The following is a 16,682-nucleotide window of genomic DNA, read 5'->3' on the forward strand; positions in this document are numbered from 1 at the left end:
GACATCGACCTGGGCGCCCCCCCGATCCACTCGGGCCATGAAAGCGCCGCCACTGGCACCCACCCGACCATTGCGCATACCATGTTGCGACTTCAAAACTTCAGATATCGCCCATGATCAAAGCCAGTCTGCGAAGCCACCTGACTCTCTGGTTTGCCGGTTTGTCGCTGCTCACGCTCGTGAGCGTGGGTTTCTATGTGGGCCACATCGCCACCGAGCAGATGAAGCAAGCGAGCGGCAATGCGTTGTTGAGCACGGCAAGGTCTGCTGCCGAGTTGTTGGGCGCTCAGTTGCATGAACGTCAGCTCGAAGTGTCGCTGCTCAGTCGGGCCCCGCTTTTCAAGCGTGGCGCCCTGGACGATCCGGATATCTTGTCGTCGATGGAGCTGCGTTCGCAGTCCCGCGCCGAATACGCCTGGATGGGCGTCGCGGACGCCAACGGTCGTGTGCGCCAAGCCGTGAATGGCCTTCTGGTGAATCAATCGGTAAAGGAGCGCCCGTGGTTTCAAGCCGGGTTGCTCGGTGCCTACACCGGCGATCCCCACGAGGCGGTGTTGCTGGCCAAACTGCTGCCGGGGAACGCTGGTGGCGAGCCGTTGCGCTTCATCGATTTTGCCGCGCCGATCCGCAATGCCGAGGGCCAGGTCATCGGTGTGCTGGGCGCGCATGCCCACTGGAGCTGGGTGACGCGGATTGTTGACGCGGCGGTTCAGCGAAAAGACATGACACCTGAAGTGGAAGCGCTGATTGTCGACCACGACGGCAAAGTGCTCTACCCGGAATCGCTCATGGGGCAACGCGTGCCGAACATGCCGTTAGCCCGGGAAAACCATTCCGACACCGCTGGTTGGGCTGTGGGCGACGGTTATCTGACCAGTGTTGTCGCGGTGCCGACACCATCGAGTACCGACGTTGCGTGGTACATCGCGGTCCGGCAACCCCTGGACATCGCGCTTCAGCCCGCACGTATCCTGTTTTACAAGTTGCTGGTATTGGGCGTCATCGCCGCCATCGTGTTCGGTCTAGTGGCCTACTACCTGGCGCTGTACCTCAGTCGCCCGATCGAGCAACTGGCAAAGTCAGCTAAACAGGTACAGAACCAACAACCCGGCGTGACCTTCCCCCGGGATCACTCGGTGCGAGAGATTGCCCAATTGGGCCAATCCCTCCAGGGCATGACGCAGTCCTTGCTCGGCAAGGAGCGCGAGTTGCAGGAGGCCAACGCATCGCTGGAAGCCACCGTCGCACAACGCACCGCCGCCCTCACCCAGGCCAATGCCGATCTGTTGAAACTGGCCACCCACGACGCACTGACCGGCGTCTACAACCGGCGGCGATTCGACGAGAAACTGGACGAGTGCAATCTGCTGTTTCAACGCACCGGACGGCCCTTCGCGCTGCTGTTCATTGACGCCGACCACTTCAAGCAAATCAATGACACCCACGGCCATGCGATCGGCGATGAAGTGCTGCACCAACTCGCCCGGCTGATTCAGGACAACACCCGCGCCACCGACTTCGTGGCCCGTTACGGGGGTGAGGAGTTTGCGGTGCTGTTGCCGGAAGTCGAGGAACCCGAGAGTCCCGAGGTCGTTGCCGAGAAGATCCGCGCCGCGATTGCCACGGCCACTTTTGCCACGGTCGGGCATGTGACGGTCAGTATTGGCATTGGGCTCGCCGAGTCATCGGACAGCAATACCACCGCGCTGATCAAACGCGCCGATCAGCAGCTCTATCAGGCGAAATGGTCGGGAAGGAATCGGGTGGCGCAACAGGCTCGCGTGACGGAACGCCACTGACCTCCAGCTTCCACTGATGAAAAAACCGGTTGAGCTGCAATGTTGTTTACTTAAGAAAATCTTCAGCTGAGCAAAAACCTGTGGCGAGGGGATTTATCCCCGTTGGGTTGCGAAGCAGCCCCAAGATCTCGGCACTGTCGAAGATTTTGGGAGCGCTTCGCACTCCAACGGGGATAAATCCCCTCGCCACAATTGCGCTTGCGCCAACAAACCGGGTTCTGCGCTTACTGAACGTTCTTCAGCTTGACCACATCACCGGAGATCTTGGTGGTGTAGCCCGTCAGGACCCAAGCCCAGAACCAGTTTTCCTGCACCTGGGTGTTGATCATCGCGTCACCGCCCTTGGCTTTGATCGCCGCGTTCTGAGCGCGAACAAAACGGTTGTTTTGCTGGATCGGGATCACACCGAACAGCAACAGGCCAGTGGCCGTCGCTTCGCTGTGGCCGATCACCGTGTATTGGCTGCTTTCATAATGCTGGGTGTTCATCGGTGTGCCGGTGCAACCCGCCAGAACCAGACCGAACAAGGCAACGGCAACAACTTTACTGAGGTACTTCACTGAAAAACTCCATGAGATGTTGCCCGGGATCCATCTCTCGGGCGGCGCACACTTTAACGGATGGGGTGGCCAATTGGTATCAGCGAAAGCAGACGATTGCCGCCCCTTGGTTGGCGGCGGCGCTCGGTTCGGGAGGATAAAAACGTTGAGCCTCAGCTCTGGGTAAACGCTGCCTGTGAATGCTCAGATGAAACGGGCTCTGGAGCAGGCTCATCATCCAGCTTGATAAACATCGCCAGCACCGGCCCCATCAGCACCACGGCAATTGAAGCACCGAACGCCACCGCCCAGTTGTTCCCCGTGATGTCCAGCAACCAACCGATCACCACCGGCGACACGGCGCCCGCCAGGGCCATGCCCGTGAAGGTGCAGGCGCTGGAGGTTGCGGAGTGTTCGTGGGACACCTCGGTGCCGATGACCCAAAGCGGCGAGTCGGCCAGTTCCGAGCAGAAGAAAGAAAAGCTCAGGCCACAGGCGCAGATGATGAGGTCGTGGGTGAACATCAGCGGAATCAAGCCAATGATCGAGGCCAGGAAGCCGAAGATGATCAAGTCGCGACGTGAGCGCAGACGGTTGCCGGTGACCTTGAAACGCCAGTCCGAGAGCATGCCGCCGACCGCGGTTCCGACGGTCCCGCCGAGCAGCACAAAGGTCGAAAACAAGGCGGTGTGGGTCAGATCCATGCCGTAGCGCTGGGTGAAGAACGACGGAATCCAGTTCAGGAAGAACCACAACACCCAACCGTGACAGAAACAGGTGGCAGCGGCAGGCCAGACTTTACGCAGCATCTGCGGCCAGTTGACCGGTTTGGCCGCCACGGGTGGCAGCGGCACAGCGGCGGTGGCTTCCACCAGTTTCTTCGATTCGCTCAGGCTGAAATACATGATGAACATGTAGATCAGGGTCACCACGCCGAGAATGACGAACGTCACCCGCCACGAGAACTGGATGATCATGAACGTCACGATCAACGGCGCCAGTGCGTTGGCCAGGCGTCCTGACGCATGCATCATGCCCTGAGCCGTGCCGCGTTGGGTGACGGGAATGGCGCGGGCGATCATGCGCGCGGCTGTCGGGTAGATCGGCGCTTCGCCGATACCGACCACGAAACGTGCGATCACCAGGACCACCAGACCACTGACCAGCCCCGTGGCGATGGTCGCGGCTGACCAGATAATGCCGTACAGCAACATTGCCTTGCGCGAGCCGATACGGTCGCTGAACCAGCCGCCGGGAATCATGAAGCAGCTGTAGGCGATGGCGAAAGCGGAAAACATCATGCCCAGGTTGGTGTTGCTGAAACCCAGCTCCTTGCTGATCGTCGGTGCGGCGACGGCCAGGTTGGTGCGGTCCACGTACATGATGAAAGCCATGATGCAAAGCAACACGAACGTCAGCGTTGCTCTGCGTTTTTGCGCGAGCGTAGTCGGAATCATTTTTTCCACCTTTTTTTATAGTTCTAGTGGGCAGGCGGTCATCCAGGACCGCCTGTCATTGCGTTACTTGAAGAAGCCGTGCAACACCTCGTAGGTCTCGTCCGGGCATTCTTCCTGCAGGTAGTGGCCCGAAGGCACAGTGGCGGTCTGCACGATGTTGGTCGCGTAGCGGCTCCAGATTTCTGCGGCGTTGTGGTTGCGGCCAACGCCGCCCTTTTCGCCCCAGAGAATCAGCGCCGGGTTGTCGATCCGGCGGCCCGCGTCGAAATCGGCAGTGTCCATGTCCAGGTCGATGCCAAAGGTCGCGCGGTAGTCTTCGCACATGGCATGGGTGGTGGCCGGGTTCTTGATGCAGCGGATGTAGTCGGCCAGCGCTTCGGGCCCAAAGAAACTGGTGCCCTGATCGGTCTTCGACAACTTGCGGCGGATGAAGAACTCCGGATCGGCGTTCATCATTCGTTCCGGGGTCGGTGCGTCCTGAGTCATGAAGAACCAGTGCCAGGAAAATTTCCCCCACTGGCGCGTCACGTTGTTCAGCAAATAATGCTGCGGCAGCATGTCGACGAAACCGGCCTTGAGCACCGTGTCGCCGTGGTCCAGGCACATGCGATGCAGCACCCGCGCGCCACGGTCGTGACCGGCGGCATAGAACTGCTCGAAACCCAGCGACTGCATGACTTCAACCTGATCCTGGGCCATGGCGCGGAAGGAATAATCCGAGTGATCGCCGCCGCCTTCCGGTTTGGAGCTGTCGCCGTAACCGCGCAAATCGGTGCACACCACAGTGAAATCTCTGGCCAGGCGCGGCGCAATCTTGTGCCAGGACAGGTGATTGAACGGGTTGCCGTGCATCAACAGCAAGGGCGGGCCTTCGCCCCCCACGACGGTGACAATCTCGGCACCGCTGGTTTTGGTGAGGGTCTTGGTGAAATTCTCGAACATGGTGTCAGCCTCGATTCTTTTCTCGATCACTTCGCGTTTGGATTTGCGCGCGGCAGCGTTGTCGGCGGCGACACGGAACGCAGCCGCCATGGCGCCAACGTCAGCGATGCCTTTGCCGACGATGTCGTACGCCACGCCGTGCGCCGGGGTCGCGTAAACGGTCTTGAGGCCACCAGTCAGGGTCACACCGGATGAGAAGCCCAGCAGCTTGGTCGCGATCTGGCCCTGGTCGTGATACATGGTCACCACCGCGTCGAAATCGCCGTTACGCGCCTTGATAAACACCGTGTCCGACGGGAACGGCCCTTCGCAGGCCAGGCCTTTGAGGCGCAAGGCTTCGAGCGTCGGGCGAATGATCGTGATTTCTTCGTCACCGAACAGACCGTTCTCGCCGCCATGGGGATTGAGTGCTGCGACGCCGATGCGCGGCGCGTTATTGCCCAACGCACGCAAGGTGTCGTGGGCCAGTTGCAGCGCGCCTTCGATGCGGTCCGGTTGCACCATGTCGACGGCTTTGCGCAGCGCCACATGGGAGGTCACGCGAAAAGTCGAGAACTGCGGGATGATGTTCACTTCGCCGAAGTAACCGACGTGCTCGGTCCAGGCCGCAAACATCTGGTGTTCGTCGTGGTACTTCCAGCCACCGCGATGCAGACCGGCCTTGTTGAGCGGCGCGAAGCAGATGCCGTCGAGTTCGCCGGCCAGGGCCATGTCGGTCATGATCTTCAGGGTTTCGCCCGTCAGCCGCCCCGACTCCGCGTTGACCAGGCCGCGCTCATACAGCGCAGGGTCCACGTTGTGTAAATCGATCAAGGGCACGGCGGCCCCGGAATGGTCGGCCTCACGCAGGTGCACAATCTTCTGGTAGGGAATGCGCTGACCGGCATCCCGCATGCCGAGCTCGAGCACACGCTCGTCCCCAATGATCACCACATCCGCCCGCTCACGTGCCTCAGGCGTCGACAACAGCTTGACGACCAACTCAGGGCCAATGCCGGTGACATCGCCCAGCATAAGTCCAATCAGGGGTTTCATCAGTTTTTCTCCTGTCCAGGCAAGGTGGGGTTTTTATTGTTATGGGGAGCGCCGGTGGCGTAACGAAGGCCAACAGTCCGGTGCAACCACTGAGGCCCATCCTAGGCCGACGGGCTGGGGCTTCAAGGTGCGAAACGTGGGGTGGGGGTTCACAGAATGTGGTTTGAGGGGGGGTGATGAGTGGAGAGCTGGACTGCCGGGACATGGCGACGGATTCATCTCCGGGTCATGAATTACCCCAGCCGTTACGCGCCCTGTAGCAGCTGGCGAAGCCTGCGTTCGGCTGCGCAGCAGTCGTAAATCCTGAGCACGCGGCTTTCCTGAGTCACCGGATCGCCTGATTTCACGACTGCTTCGCAGCCGAACGCAGGCTTCGCCAGCTGCTACAAAAATTGCGTCAAGTGACTCGTGATGGCGTAAATAAACCAAAGCAAAACAACGTTGCAAGGATAAGCAAGGCTCAATATCATGCCCCCACGCCAGTGTTTCCCGTGAGATGCACCAAGTCTCAGTCGCAAGCTGTGGCTTACAAAAGAACCGCCCCGCAAAGGCGGTTTTTTTTCGCCTGCCGTTTGGGGCTTGGACATGTGCGTTGCATCGGGGCCAGCGCTGCCACCTCGCCGAACAGCGGGCCGTCTTCGTCGCTGGCTGTGTTCTTTCAGAATATTGAGTGGCTTCATGTCGGAGTTGTAGGCAAAATCCTAGAGTTGCGTAAGGGGGTACGTTTAGTACTCTTTTGCCTTGCTGCCGCCTTGTTGCTCCTATCTTTGTCGGGATACCCTCCAGACGTCGCTGCACATTCAGCGACCGGGCGTGAGACCCCGGGGACAATCAAGGCGCAAAGCGCCACAGAACCTATTGCGGCGTTTTTTTTCGTCAGCGATCAGGTTTTATGGCGGCTGTGCGTGGAAGGCTTTCGGGCCTACCGGTTACCTTGATTGCCGGGTCTCACACCACGCACGGCTGCCACCCACGCTTTTGAGACAGCAAAGTGGCAGTTCATCCAATCAAGGGAACTGATAATGAACAAACTAAATCTGTCCGAAATACGTCTTCTAACCCACCTGCCTTCTGCGCGGTGCTGCTCGTCACCTATTCACCTTTGCATCTATGGAGGTGATCAATGACCGAACCAACAGAAGCAAAAACCATTGGCTTCACCCCCTGCATCTATTGCGTCGACCGCCCACTGTTCCACGTCAGCGCCGGCGTTCCTGTCGACGCAGCACTTGCAATGGCTTCAGATCTACTGTTCCTGGCCAAGGCGCTTACAAAAGACGCTGCCTACGACAGAGAAACGGACCGTTTTTCCTGGGCCGCACACTATTTGACGGCAATGGGGAAAGCGGTGATTGATGATGTGGTCAAAGCGGTTACGCCACGACCTGATAGAGCGAGTCTGAAAGTCGCAAAATAGCGGCCATTCACTTTCAGATGTTTGCCCCGACTTGATCGGGGCTTCTAAACATCGGCGTGGAAAAAGAAGTCGCCTTTACTTATCCATTTTAGGGTCATGAACACCCCCGCCCCCTTTGCTTAATGCCCGTCGGTTAAGCCGTTACGCGATCCGTAGCAGCTGGCGAAGCCTGCGTTCGGCTGCGCAGCAGTCGTAAAACCTGCACGCGGTTATTCTGATACACCGCATCGCATGACTTCACGACTGCTGCGCAGCCGAACGCAGGCTTCGCCAGCTGCTACAGGAACTGCGTTGTCGCAGGGTCTCGCTGACTGACGGTTTGCGCCCAGGTAAAGCCTGGCGCCCAGCATCCAGTCAGTGCCTGGCCATCAACCCATGCAGCACCCCGAGCCTTAACCCCGCTTCAGAAGGTGTCATCTGCGAGATGCCAAATACCTTGAACGCCGCCAGCATGACTACCAGACCGCCCGGCAAGGTACTCAGGCGATGGGGTTGCAAGCCCGCCAAGTTGAGTTGGTGGACATGCCCCGCTTCAAGAAGGCGCAACGACAAGCGCAGCAGGCCGCCATAGGTGATTCCGCTTTGGACGCAGTCATTCAAGCCGTTGGCCTTAAGCACTTTGGCAAGCATCCGCGCGGTGCCTGAAGAGCCGATGGCCTGCTGCCAACCCAGTGCACGGTAACGGCGTGCAACCTTTTCAAACTGCACCGTCGCCACACGCTCGGCTTCCAGAAGGGCCTGGGCCGTGATGCTCCCGCCCTGAAAGTAACGTGTGCCAAAAGTGCCGCTGCCGATGGCAATGCTTTCGGTCAACAGGGGTTGAGTGCCCTGCCCCAGAATCAACTCGGTGGACCCACCACCAATGTCCACGACGAGTCGCATACTCGCGGCACTCGGTATCGTATGGGCAACGCCGGCATACACCAGTCGCGCTTCTTCATGCCCGGAGATCACGTCAATCCGAAAACCCAGATGACGCTCGGCACTGATCAAAAACAGTTGGGCATTGTCGGCTTCGCGCACCGCGCTGGTCGCCACGGCCCGCACCCGTCCTGCCTCGAAGCCGCGCAGTTTTTTGCCGAATCGCGCGAGCGCTTGCCACCCCCGATCCAACGCCAACTCATCCAGCGCACCGCCCTGGAATCCTTCCGACAGACGGACGGGCTCGCGCAGGGTTTTGACTTCCTGGATCACGATCTGCTGGTTCCGTTTGACCGACTGGCCAATCATCAGGCGAAACGCATTGGAGCCCAGGTCAATGGCCGCAAACAGGGAGGCGTCTCCTTTCATGATGGGGATTCCTGGCAGATTCATCAGCCCGCGGGCGGGGGTTGCGCTGGGTGTTGAAGACGGTTTGCGATGATCCTGCCATGCCTTAGGTGACACCAAGATGACACCGCTTTTATTGACCCCGCCCCTCCATCGTCACTTCTCCGTCATATCCCCCGGCCTAGCATGGGCACTTCCACCCTCGTCAGGAGTTCCAGCCATGCTTTTAACCAATGACACCCTGGTGCAACGTATCCATCGCGAGCTGCTCGATCACAGTGACGAAGAGCTGGAACTGGAATTACTGGAGGATGGACACAACCTCGACTCGCTGTTCGAGGAGCACGTCGGCGACAACAGCGAAAAGGAAGAAAGACGACGCTACTTCAGCGAACTGTTTCGTCTGCAAGGCGAACTGGTGAAGCTGCAGAGTTGGGTGGTCAAGACCGGGCATAAAGTGGTGATTCTGTTCGAAGGACGTGATGCGGCGGGTAAAGGTGGGGTGATCAAGCGCATTACCCAAAGGCTCAACCCCCGGGTCTGCCGGGTCGCCGCCCTGCCCGCGCCTAACGATCGCGAGCGTACGCAATGGTATTTCCAGCGCTACGTGTCGCACCTGCCGGCCGCGGGTGAAATCGTCCTGTTCGACCGCAGCTGGTACAACCGCGCGGGTGTCGAGCAGGTCATGGGGTTTTGCAACGCCGACCAATATGAAGAGTTCTTCCGCACCGTGCCGGAGTTCGAACGGATGCTCGCCCGCTCCGGTATTCAGTTGATCAAATACTGGTTTTCCATCTCCGACCAGGAACAGCATCTGCGCTTTCTCAGTCGGATTCATGACCCGCTCAAACAGTGGAAACTCAGCCCCATGGACCTGGAGTCCCGTCGGCGCTGGGAGGCCTACACCAAGGCCAAGGAGATCATGCTCGAACGCACCCACATCGCCGAAGCCCCGTGGTGGGTGGTGCAAGCTGACGACAAGAAAAAAGCCCGGCTCAACTGCATCAATCACCTGCTCAAGCAGATGCCTTATGAAGAGGTGGAACAGGCGGTGATCCAATTACCGGAACGCGAGCGCCAGGAAGACTACTCGCGCAATCCGACGCCACCGGAAATCATCGTGCCTCAGGTTTATTGAGAGGGGTTGCCGGCACCGTATCCCAATGCCTGACGGTTAAAAACGTTGTCGCTTTGCTCGCGATGGCGGGGGCACATTCAGCATTGATGTGACTGATAAATCGCTATCGCGAGCAGGCTCACTCCCACAGTAAATCTCCAGCGCACACGGCATTTGTGTTCGACGGGATTCAAATGTAGGAGTGAGCCTGCTCGCGATAGCGGGGGCACATTCAGCATTGATGTGACTGATAAATCGCTATCGCGAGCAGGCTCGCTCCCACAGTAAATCTCCAGCGCACACAGGATTTGTGTTCGATGACGATCAAATGTGGGAGCGAACTTAGACGCCCTCTCTGTCATCAAGCAATCTTGATAACCACTTTGCCAAACGCACCTCTGGCGAGATGTTCGTAAGCTTCACGCGCCTTCTCGAACGGGTAGACCTGGTCAATCACAGGTCGAATGTCGTGCTCATTCAAAAACGCGTTCATGCGGTCGAACGATGAACGTGGAGCCACAGCGATACCGCGAATCGTCGTCTGACGGAAGATCAGTGGCATCAGGTTCAGTTCAACGGTCTGCCCGGTCAGGAAGCCAATCTGCGCAATACGCCCTGCCGCCTTTGTAGCGGCAACAGATTGATTGATACCGCTGCCACCGGCGACATCAAGCAGCAGATCGACGCCCTTGCCGTCGGTTAACTTGAGCACTGCTTCTGCCCAGTTGGGGGTGCTCCGATAATTGATCCCGGCCACGGCCCCCAAGTGCTTCACGGTTTGCAGGTTCTCGTCGCTGCTCGACGTGGCGATCACCTTCGCACCGAGCGCCGTAGCAATCTGCACGGCGAAAATCGATACCCCGCCGGTGCCCTGGACGAGAACGGTCTGGCCGGGCTTGATCTGCCCGAAGTCGACCAGCGAATACCAGGCAGTCAGTGCGGCGATGGGCAAGGTTGCAGCCTCTTCATCAGACATATTGTCCGGCGCACGCACCGCGCTGTCCTCATGGATGATCATGTATTCAGCCAAGCCACCCGGCAGCGGTGAACCGAAGCAGTAATCGGGCTCGTGCGGCCCCGGTTCGCCATCCAGCCAGCGAGAGTAAAGGTGCGAATTGACCCGATCGCCGACTTTGAAGCGCGTCACGCCATCGCCCACGGCAACCACAGAACCCGCTGCATCACTGACAGGAATCAGCGGTTTGGGAACCTTATGCGGTTCATAAATACCGTCGACGATGGCTTTGTCGCGAAAGTTAAGGGAGACGGCGCCGACTTTCACCAGCAGCTCACCGGCTTTGGGTTGTGGAGTCGGCACTTCTCCGAGCTCAAGGTTATCGAGTCCAAAGTCTTTCAGTAACCAAGCCTTCATTTGCAGTTCTCCAAAGTGTGATGGGTCAGCACTGACGATTGATCAGGTGTGCTCTGGCGCCATTGTTGAATTTTGAAAGAACGCAATAAATGCGTAGAAAATGACATCATTGTTCTTTTCAGCGGCAACAATCGATTTCTGAGGAGAATTGTCATGGAGCTGCTTCAATCGATGCGTCTGTTTGCCAAACTGGCGGAACTGGGCAGTTTCACCAAAGCGGCGGAATCGCTGCAGATCGGGCGCCCGCAAGTGACCCGATACATCCAGGAACTTGAGACGTCGCTGGGCGTTCGCTTATTTCAGCGCACGACACGGCAAGTGAAGCTGACAGCGGAAGGCGAGCGCTTTTACGAGCGGGTGAAGGAAATCCTCGGGAATGTCGCTGACGCGACGTCGATGTTCGACCGCTCGGGCTCCACGCTTGGGGGACGTCTGCGCATCGATATTCCAACGGCCTTCGCGCAAGTTGAATTCATGGAGAGCCTGAAGGCGTTCACCCATCTCTTTCCTGAAATCGATCTGGTACTTGGAGTGACGGATCGGACAGTCGATCTGGTGGGTGAAGGGGTCGATTGCGCGCTACGCATAGGCGAGCTGCCGGATTCGACCTTGATAGCGCGCCCGATCGGGATGGCAACCATGGTGACCTGCGCTGCCCCCAACTATTTGCACGAGAACGGCGAGCCCACAACGCTTGAGGATTTGGTTGCGCATCGCGGTGTCAACTTCCTGTCCGGCCAAAACAACAGGACACTGCCGTGGCACTTCTCGATTAATGGCCAGGACAGGGCTCATATCAGCCTGGCGGGCATTACCGTTACCGAATCAAATGCGTATGTGCAATGTGGTTTGGCAGGCTTCGGAATCCTTCAAGCGCCAGGCATTACAGTGGGGCAATATCTGGCCAGCGGCGCACTGGTGGAGATTCTGAAGCCATATCGCCCTCAACCTCGCCCAGTCGCCGTGCTGTACCCGAGCCGAACGCACTTGGCGCCTCAAGTGCAAGTCTTTCTGGAATGGCTTCAGGAACACTTTCCCAAGCTCCACGCTGACTGGCTGGTGTGACAGGTAACCCGTAAAGACTTTCGCCCAGGCACGCGGGTATGATCCGGGGTACCAACCCCCAACAGACAGGTGTCTATGCCAGCGTCCAGAATCCGACCCTCACCCGCGCCGTTGCTCCAGCCCGGCGAAACGGTGGTCTTGTTCGACGGCGTGTGCAAGCTATGCAATGGCTGGGCAAGGTTTTTGATCCGCCACGATCATCACCGACGCGTGCGGCTGGCGGCAGTGCAATCGCCCGAGGGGCAAGCGCTGCTGGCGTGGGCAGGTTTGCCCCTGGATCAATTCGATACCATGGCCGTGATCCGCGACCAGCATTACTGGGTGCGTTCGGATGCCATCTTCGAAGTCATCACCCAACTGCCCGGTGCCTGGCGCCCGCTGAGACTGTTGCGCGCCTGCCCACGCAGGCTGCGAGATTGGGCCTACGATCGCATTGCGCTGAATCGATATCGGCTCTTTGGAAAATACGACACGTGCCTGTTGCCCAATCCCGACCATGAACGTCGGTTCTTGAAAACGCCCACGTGAGCGCCTTGAAACGCACCCACTGGATCGCCCGGGGAAGCCTGGCGTTCATGTTTGCCTACCACGGTCTGGTGCCCAAGTTGCTGTGGCTGAGCCCCGGCGAGCGGACCATGATTCAAGCCCATGGCATCGATCAGGTGGAGTTGTTTGCCTATGCCGCCGGGGTCGCGGAAATTGCCCTGGCCTTATGGATAGTGCTCGCGTCACGGCTCGCCTTGCCGCTGATCGTTGCTTCGACGGCGCTGGCTGGCCTGCTGCTGGATGTCGCAATTTTCAATCCATCCATGCTCAGGGATGCCTTTAATCCCGTCACCCTCAATGTGGCCGGACTTGCGCTGTGTGCGGTGGCGTGGAATACCAGGGCTTGAGCGGACAAGTGTGAACCGATCCACGCGAAAGGCATCTCCCGGCCAAAACATCCGGGCCGTGGAGTGGAAAACTCACCGCTCCCAACTCGAACCCAAGATGACGCTGCAAAGATTCACTCGCTGGAAACCCGGATCCTTGTAAGCAAGAAAATCATCGTTGAAGGTCCCGAATGTACTCTGGGGCCGATGCTGCAGCCCGTGATAAAACGCGTCGATCATCTGATGGGCAAAGTCGTTGTCGCGGGGATAAGCGGCGATCACTGCTTGGCGCTGCTCGTCTGTGAACAGCTCAAAACCACGTCCAGCCACATCCATTCCCGCGCCGGCCTGCACCAGAGCGATCTCTGAATGCATGTGCTCAGGAATGCCCGGCGTCGTGTGGAGCGCGATGGCGTTCCAGACTTTCTCGATGTCCCCTTCGGCGATGAGATGGCCTCGCAGGAAATCGCGCGCGGCATTCGCACTGTCCACCTCAAAGCGAAGCTGACTCTCGTGATAGATCGAGGTCAGGCCGAGGTCGTGAAACATAGCGGCGACGTAGAGTAACTCCGGGTCGAAGGCCAGGCCCTTGCGCTTCCCGAGCAAAGCGCCCCAGAAAAAGACGCGGGTGGAGTGGGAAAACAGCAACTCGCTTTCTGTGTCGCGAATGAGCTGTGTCACCTCGCGGGCCATTTTGCTGTCAGGGATTTTTACGCTGAAAAGGTCGTTCGTCGCCACGGTTTATCCTCTGTCAGATCGGCCCGTTGATCTTGAAAAGAGTACGCGCCGCTTGGGTCGCAACACAGCGCCAATATCGCGAATTTCGAGTGCACCAATGGTCGTTATTTTGCTGCGCCGCTGTGTATCGCAGTGTGTCTGGCTATCCTCTTGATACATCAGTTTTCACCGGGCACGGGATTCGACACAGGCCAGATACGTCACCGCGCTCAAATGCACTCAAGGTTTCAAGGGACTCAGCCAGAACCCCTGGCCAACGGCTTGCAACGGAGACATCACCATGAAGATGGCAATGCAAAAAAACATCGGCAACACCCGCCGCCGCTTGGTCAGCTCGTCGATCCTGGCATTTGCCCTGTTCGGCGCGCTCGGTGCGGCCCACGCACAAACGCCCGCCGCCACTCAGCCGGCTGCAATCAAGGCCGACGCCACTTATTCAACACCCTCCCCGTTCGGCCCGCTGAAGCACGTCAAGGCCGGCCTGCTGAACGTGGCCTACGCCGAAACCGGCCCGGCCGACGGGCCAGTGGTGATTCTTCTGCACGGCTGGCCGTACGACATTCACAGCTATGACGAAGTGGCACCGCTGCTTGCGGCGAAGGGTTATCGCGTATTGATGCCGTATGCGCGTGGCTACGGCGATACGCATTTCCTGTCCGATAAAACCCTTCGTAATGGCCAACCGGCTGCACTGGCCAGTGACGTCATCGACTTCATGGATGCGCTGAAGATCAAGCAAGCGGTGCTCGGTGGCTATGACTGGGGCGCACGTTCCGCCGGCATCGTCTCGGCGCTGTGGCCAGAACGGGTCAAGGCGCTGGTCTCGGTCAGCGGGTATCTGATCGGCAATCAGGCGGCCGGGAAGAACCCACTGCCTCCCAAGGCTGAATTGCAGTGGTGGTATCAGTTTTACTTCGCCACTGACCGCGGTCGCGCCGGGTACGAGAAAAACACCCATGATTTTGCCAAGTTGATCTGGCAACTGGCTTCACCGAAATGGGCGTTCGACGACGCCACCTTCGACCGCAGCGCCAAGGCGCTGGACAACCCTGACCATGTCGAAATCACCGTCTTCAACTACCGCTGGCGTCTGGGCATGGTCCAGGGCGAGCCCCAATACGAGGCGCTCGAACAGAAACTGGCCACCGCGCCGTCCATCAGCGTGCCGACCATCACCCTTGAAGGCGATGCCAACGGTGCGCCGCACCCTAAGCCCGAGGATTACGCCAAGCGCTTCACCGGCAAATACGAGTTCCGGCTGATCAGCGGCGGCATCGGCCACAACCTGCCGCAGGAAGATCCGCAGGCGTTCGCCAAGGCAGTGATTGATGCGGATCACCTGTGAGGCAGATCTGAAATAGCACCTTCACAACGACGGCTCGTTTTATTAAACGGGCCGTTTTTTTTGCGAAAATGCTCCAGTGCCCCTGCTAGCGAAAATCACTCCAACAGCGAGACCAGGCGCGGCTCCATCGAGGTATCGAGCACTTCCAGCAAAGCCAACGTCACCGGCAGCTTGAAGCGCCGCCGTCCCGCGGCGCCGGGATTGAGATAGAGCTGATCGCCGCGCCACTCTATGCGTGGCTTGTGCGAATGGCCGGTGATCACCAGTTTTGTACTCGACTCAAGCTCGGCTGGGACATCGGCGATGTCATGCACCAACAGCGTCTCCCATCCGTTGAGTTCGAAACGAAGAAGATCGGGGATATTTGCTGCCCAAGGGGCGTCCAGGTCATTGTTCCCGCGAACGACGTACAGGGGGGCGATAGCCTTTAGTTGATCGAGAATGTCGGCGTTGCCGATGTCGCCCGCGTGAATGATTCGTTCACACCCCGCCAGGGCAGCAAGGGCTTCAGGGCGGAGCAAGCCGTGGGTATCGGAAATCACACCAACTTTCATGTACGGCTCCGCAGCAGGTTCACAAATCGGAACAGAGTGTAGCCCGGTGAGGAGAAGCAGCCTTGCCGTGGTTTTTGTGCCTGCTGTTTCAGGTTGGGCTTCATTTGCTAATGCGCTTTGCGAGCAAAAGAGAACGCATCAACGCACGCCTAAACGACTTGATAATTACTCTTCATACCTCCAGGCGTGGTGTACTTTGCCAGCGCCGCCGGTCCGCAAGATGAAAATAGCCGCACGGCCCATCAATCGCTCCCTGCCCGATACCGCGTTCAGCCGCTGATTTTTTCCAAGGCCACTAAAATGCGCTCAGCTCCATCTAGCTCACCGCCTGCCTTCAGTTCGCTAGCCACCTGATGCAGCTGCTGCACTGTCAGGCCAACATTCATGCTGATTTTCAGGTGCGACTCCAGCTGCGGCTCTAACCCTGGCATCGCGGCGATGGCCCCTACGGTGGCCAGTTCACGGTCAGCCCATTCAAGGTTGTCGCGGGCGAAGATGTCGCCAAACAGATGGCCCTTCAAAAACTGATCAATGGCGGGGGCGAATTCAAAAAGCGGTCCTGATACCGGCGCGCCCAAAAGCCGGGTTTGATTGTCGGTGCCAAGGTCGAGCAAAGCGCGCCCAACCGAACATGGCAGCGCTTACCTGGTTGGGTACTGTTCATCGCTTACTTTCTCCATCCAACTGACGTTGTTGCCGTTTTTCGTGCCGGTAATAGCCATGTGCGTCATGGCAGTCGATGGCGCGGCGCCATGCCAGTGCTTAACCTCCGGCGGGCACCACACCACATCACCAGGGCGTAATTCTTGCACGGGCTTTCCCCATTCCTGAGTACGTCCTACCCCCGCTGTCACCACCAGATATTGCCCGGTAGGGTGCGTGTGCCAAGCCGAACGAGCGCCAGGCTCAAAGGTGACGTAGACCGTTGAGGTGTTGATGTCGGCCGTTGCAGCAGTTAAAGGGTCAATCCGTACACGGCCAGTGAAATAATCGGCAGGCCCTGACATCGAGGCTTGCTCTCCCGCGCGAGTGATTTGCTGGCTAGCCGGGTTCTGCTCGGCCGCGACGGCTGGCCCGAAGTAAGTGCCGGTAAAAAACGCCAGTGCGGCTAGGGTTGAGGCGGAGCGAGAGTGGTTCATGGAAGACTCCTGTATCAGTTCA

At 58.7% G+C, this 16,682-nt stretch carries 14 protein-coding genes and 1 pseudogene; 7 read left to right on the forward strand and 8 right to left on the reverse strand.

The annotated features are described in order from the left end of the window. Positions 1-113 precede the first annotated feature (113 nt). Positions 114-1,799, forward strand: coding sequence for a sensor domain-containing diguanylate cyclase (locus ACA070_RS19160; RefSeq protein WP_497447904.1), 1,686 nt, complete (start codon positions 114-116; stop codon positions 1,797-1,799). Between the two features lie 224 nt (positions 1,800-2,023). Here ACA070_RS19160 and ACA070_RS19165 read toward each other — a convergent pair whose 3' ends face one another. The 3 genes from ACA070_RS19165 to ACA070_RS19175 all read right to left on the reverse strand — a co-directional run bounded on the left by ACA070_RS19165 (position 2,024) and on the right by ACA070_RS19175 (position 5,772). Continuing rightward, on the reverse strand, positions 2,024-2,359 hold the full coding sequence (locus ACA070_RS19165) for a hypothetical protein (protein WP_497447905.1): 336 nt from the start codon (positions 2,357-2,359) through the stop codon (positions 2,024-2,026). 152 nt (positions 2,360-2,511) lie between these two features. Then, positions 2,512-3,795, reverse strand: a complete 1,284-nt coding sequence (locus tag ACA070_RS19170; protein ID WP_497447906.1) for an MFS transporter — start codon at positions 3,793-3,795, stop codon at positions 2,512-2,514. A gap of 63 nt (positions 3,796-3,858) precedes the next feature. After that, a complete protein-coding gene (locus ACA070_RS19175) occupies positions 3,859-5,772 on the reverse strand; it encodes an alpha/beta fold hydrolase (RefSeq protein WP_497447907.1) in 1,914 nt (637 codons plus the stop codon). Positions 5,773-6,895: 1,123 nt separating this feature from the next. Between ACA070_RS19175 and ACA070_RS19180 the strand changes: the two genes are divergently transcribed. Then, positions 6,896-7,189, forward strand: coding sequence for a DUF3077 domain-containing protein (locus ACA070_RS19180; protein WP_438661464.1), 294 nt, complete (start codon positions 6,896-6,898; stop codon positions 7,187-7,189). 354 nt (positions 7,190-7,543) lie between these two features. Here the strand turns inward: ACA070_RS19180 and ACA070_RS19185 are convergent, their stop codons facing one another. Further along, positions 7,544-8,479, reverse strand: coding sequence for a Ppx/GppA phosphatase family protein (locus tag ACA070_RS19185; protein ID WP_497447908.1), 936 nt, complete (start codon positions 8,477-8,479; stop codon positions 7,544-7,546). Between the two features lie 199 nt (positions 8,480-8,678). Here ACA070_RS19185 and ppk2 point away from each other — a divergent pair, with 199 nt between their 5' ends. After that, positions 8,679-9,596, forward strand: a complete 918-nt coding sequence (gene ppk2, locus ACA070_RS19190) for a polyphosphate kinase 2 (protein WP_497447909.1) — start codon at positions 8,679-8,681, stop codon at positions 9,594-9,596. Positions 9,597-9,936: 340 nt separating this feature from the next. On the opposite strand, the gene ACA070_RS19195 is transcribed toward ppk2, so the two are convergent. Beyond that, complete coding sequence (locus ACA070_RS19195; RefSeq protein WP_497447910.1) at positions 9,937-10,947, reverse strand: zinc-dependent alcohol dehydrogenase family protein; 1,011 nt, start codon at positions 10,945-10,947, stop codon at positions 9,937-9,939. A gap of 153 nt (positions 10,948-11,100) precedes the next feature. Between ACA070_RS19195 and ACA070_RS19200 the strand changes: the two genes are divergently transcribed. The 3 genes from ACA070_RS19200 (at position 11,101) to ACA070_RS19210 (ending at position 12,905) form a co-directional block, all read left to right on the forward strand. Then, positions 11,101-12,012 (forward strand): LysR family transcriptional regulator, encoded by a 912-nt coding sequence (locus tag ACA070_RS19200; protein ID WP_497447911.1) that lies wholly within the window; start codon positions 11,101-11,103, stop codon positions 12,010-12,012. Positions 12,013-12,087: 75 nt separating this feature from the next. Beyond that, positions 12,088-12,540: a thiol-disulfide oxidoreductase DCC family protein gene (locus ACA070_RS19205; protein WP_497447912.1), complete on the forward strand. Its 453-nt coding sequence runs from the start codon at positions 12,088-12,090 to the stop codon at positions 12,538-12,540. Continuing rightward, entirely contained in the window at positions 12,537-12,905 is a 369-nt protein-coding gene (locus ACA070_RS19210; RefSeq protein WP_497447913.1) for a DoxX-like family protein, read from the forward strand. Before ACA070_RS19205 ends, ACA070_RS19210 begins: the two co-directional genes overlap by 4 nt. Positions 12,906-12,977: 72 nt before the next feature. On the opposite strand, the gene ACA070_RS19215 is transcribed toward ACA070_RS19210, so the two are convergent. Beyond that, entirely contained in the window at positions 12,978-13,577 is a 600-nt protein-coding gene (locus tag ACA070_RS19215) for an HD domain-containing protein (protein ID WP_497451991.1), read from the reverse strand. Between the two features lie 325 nt (positions 13,578-13,902). Here ACA070_RS19215 and ACA070_RS19220 point away from each other — a divergent pair, with 325 nt between their 5' ends. Beyond that, entirely contained in the window at positions 13,903-14,967 is a 1,065-nt protein-coding gene (locus tag ACA070_RS19220) for an alpha/beta fold hydrolase (RefSeq protein ID WP_497447914.1), read from the forward strand. A 95-nt stretch (positions 14,968-15,062) separates the two neighbouring features. Here ACA070_RS19220 and ACA070_RS19225 read toward each other — a convergent pair whose 3' ends face one another. Together ACA070_RS19225 and ACA070_RS19230 are read right to left on the reverse strand one after the other, a co-directional pair. Then, complete coding sequence (locus ACA070_RS19225; RefSeq protein WP_497447915.1) at positions 15,063-15,521, reverse strand: metallophosphoesterase family protein; 459 nt, start codon at positions 15,519-15,521, stop codon at positions 15,063-15,065. A 269-nt stretch (positions 15,522-15,790) separates the two neighbouring features. Continuing rightward, positions 15,791-16,660, reverse strand: a pseudogene (locus tag ACA070_RS19230) ((R)-mandelonitrile lyase). Between the last annotated feature and the right edge of the window lie 22 nt (positions 16,661-16,682).

The organism is Pseudomonas sp. LBUM1678, from assembly GCF_059695575.1.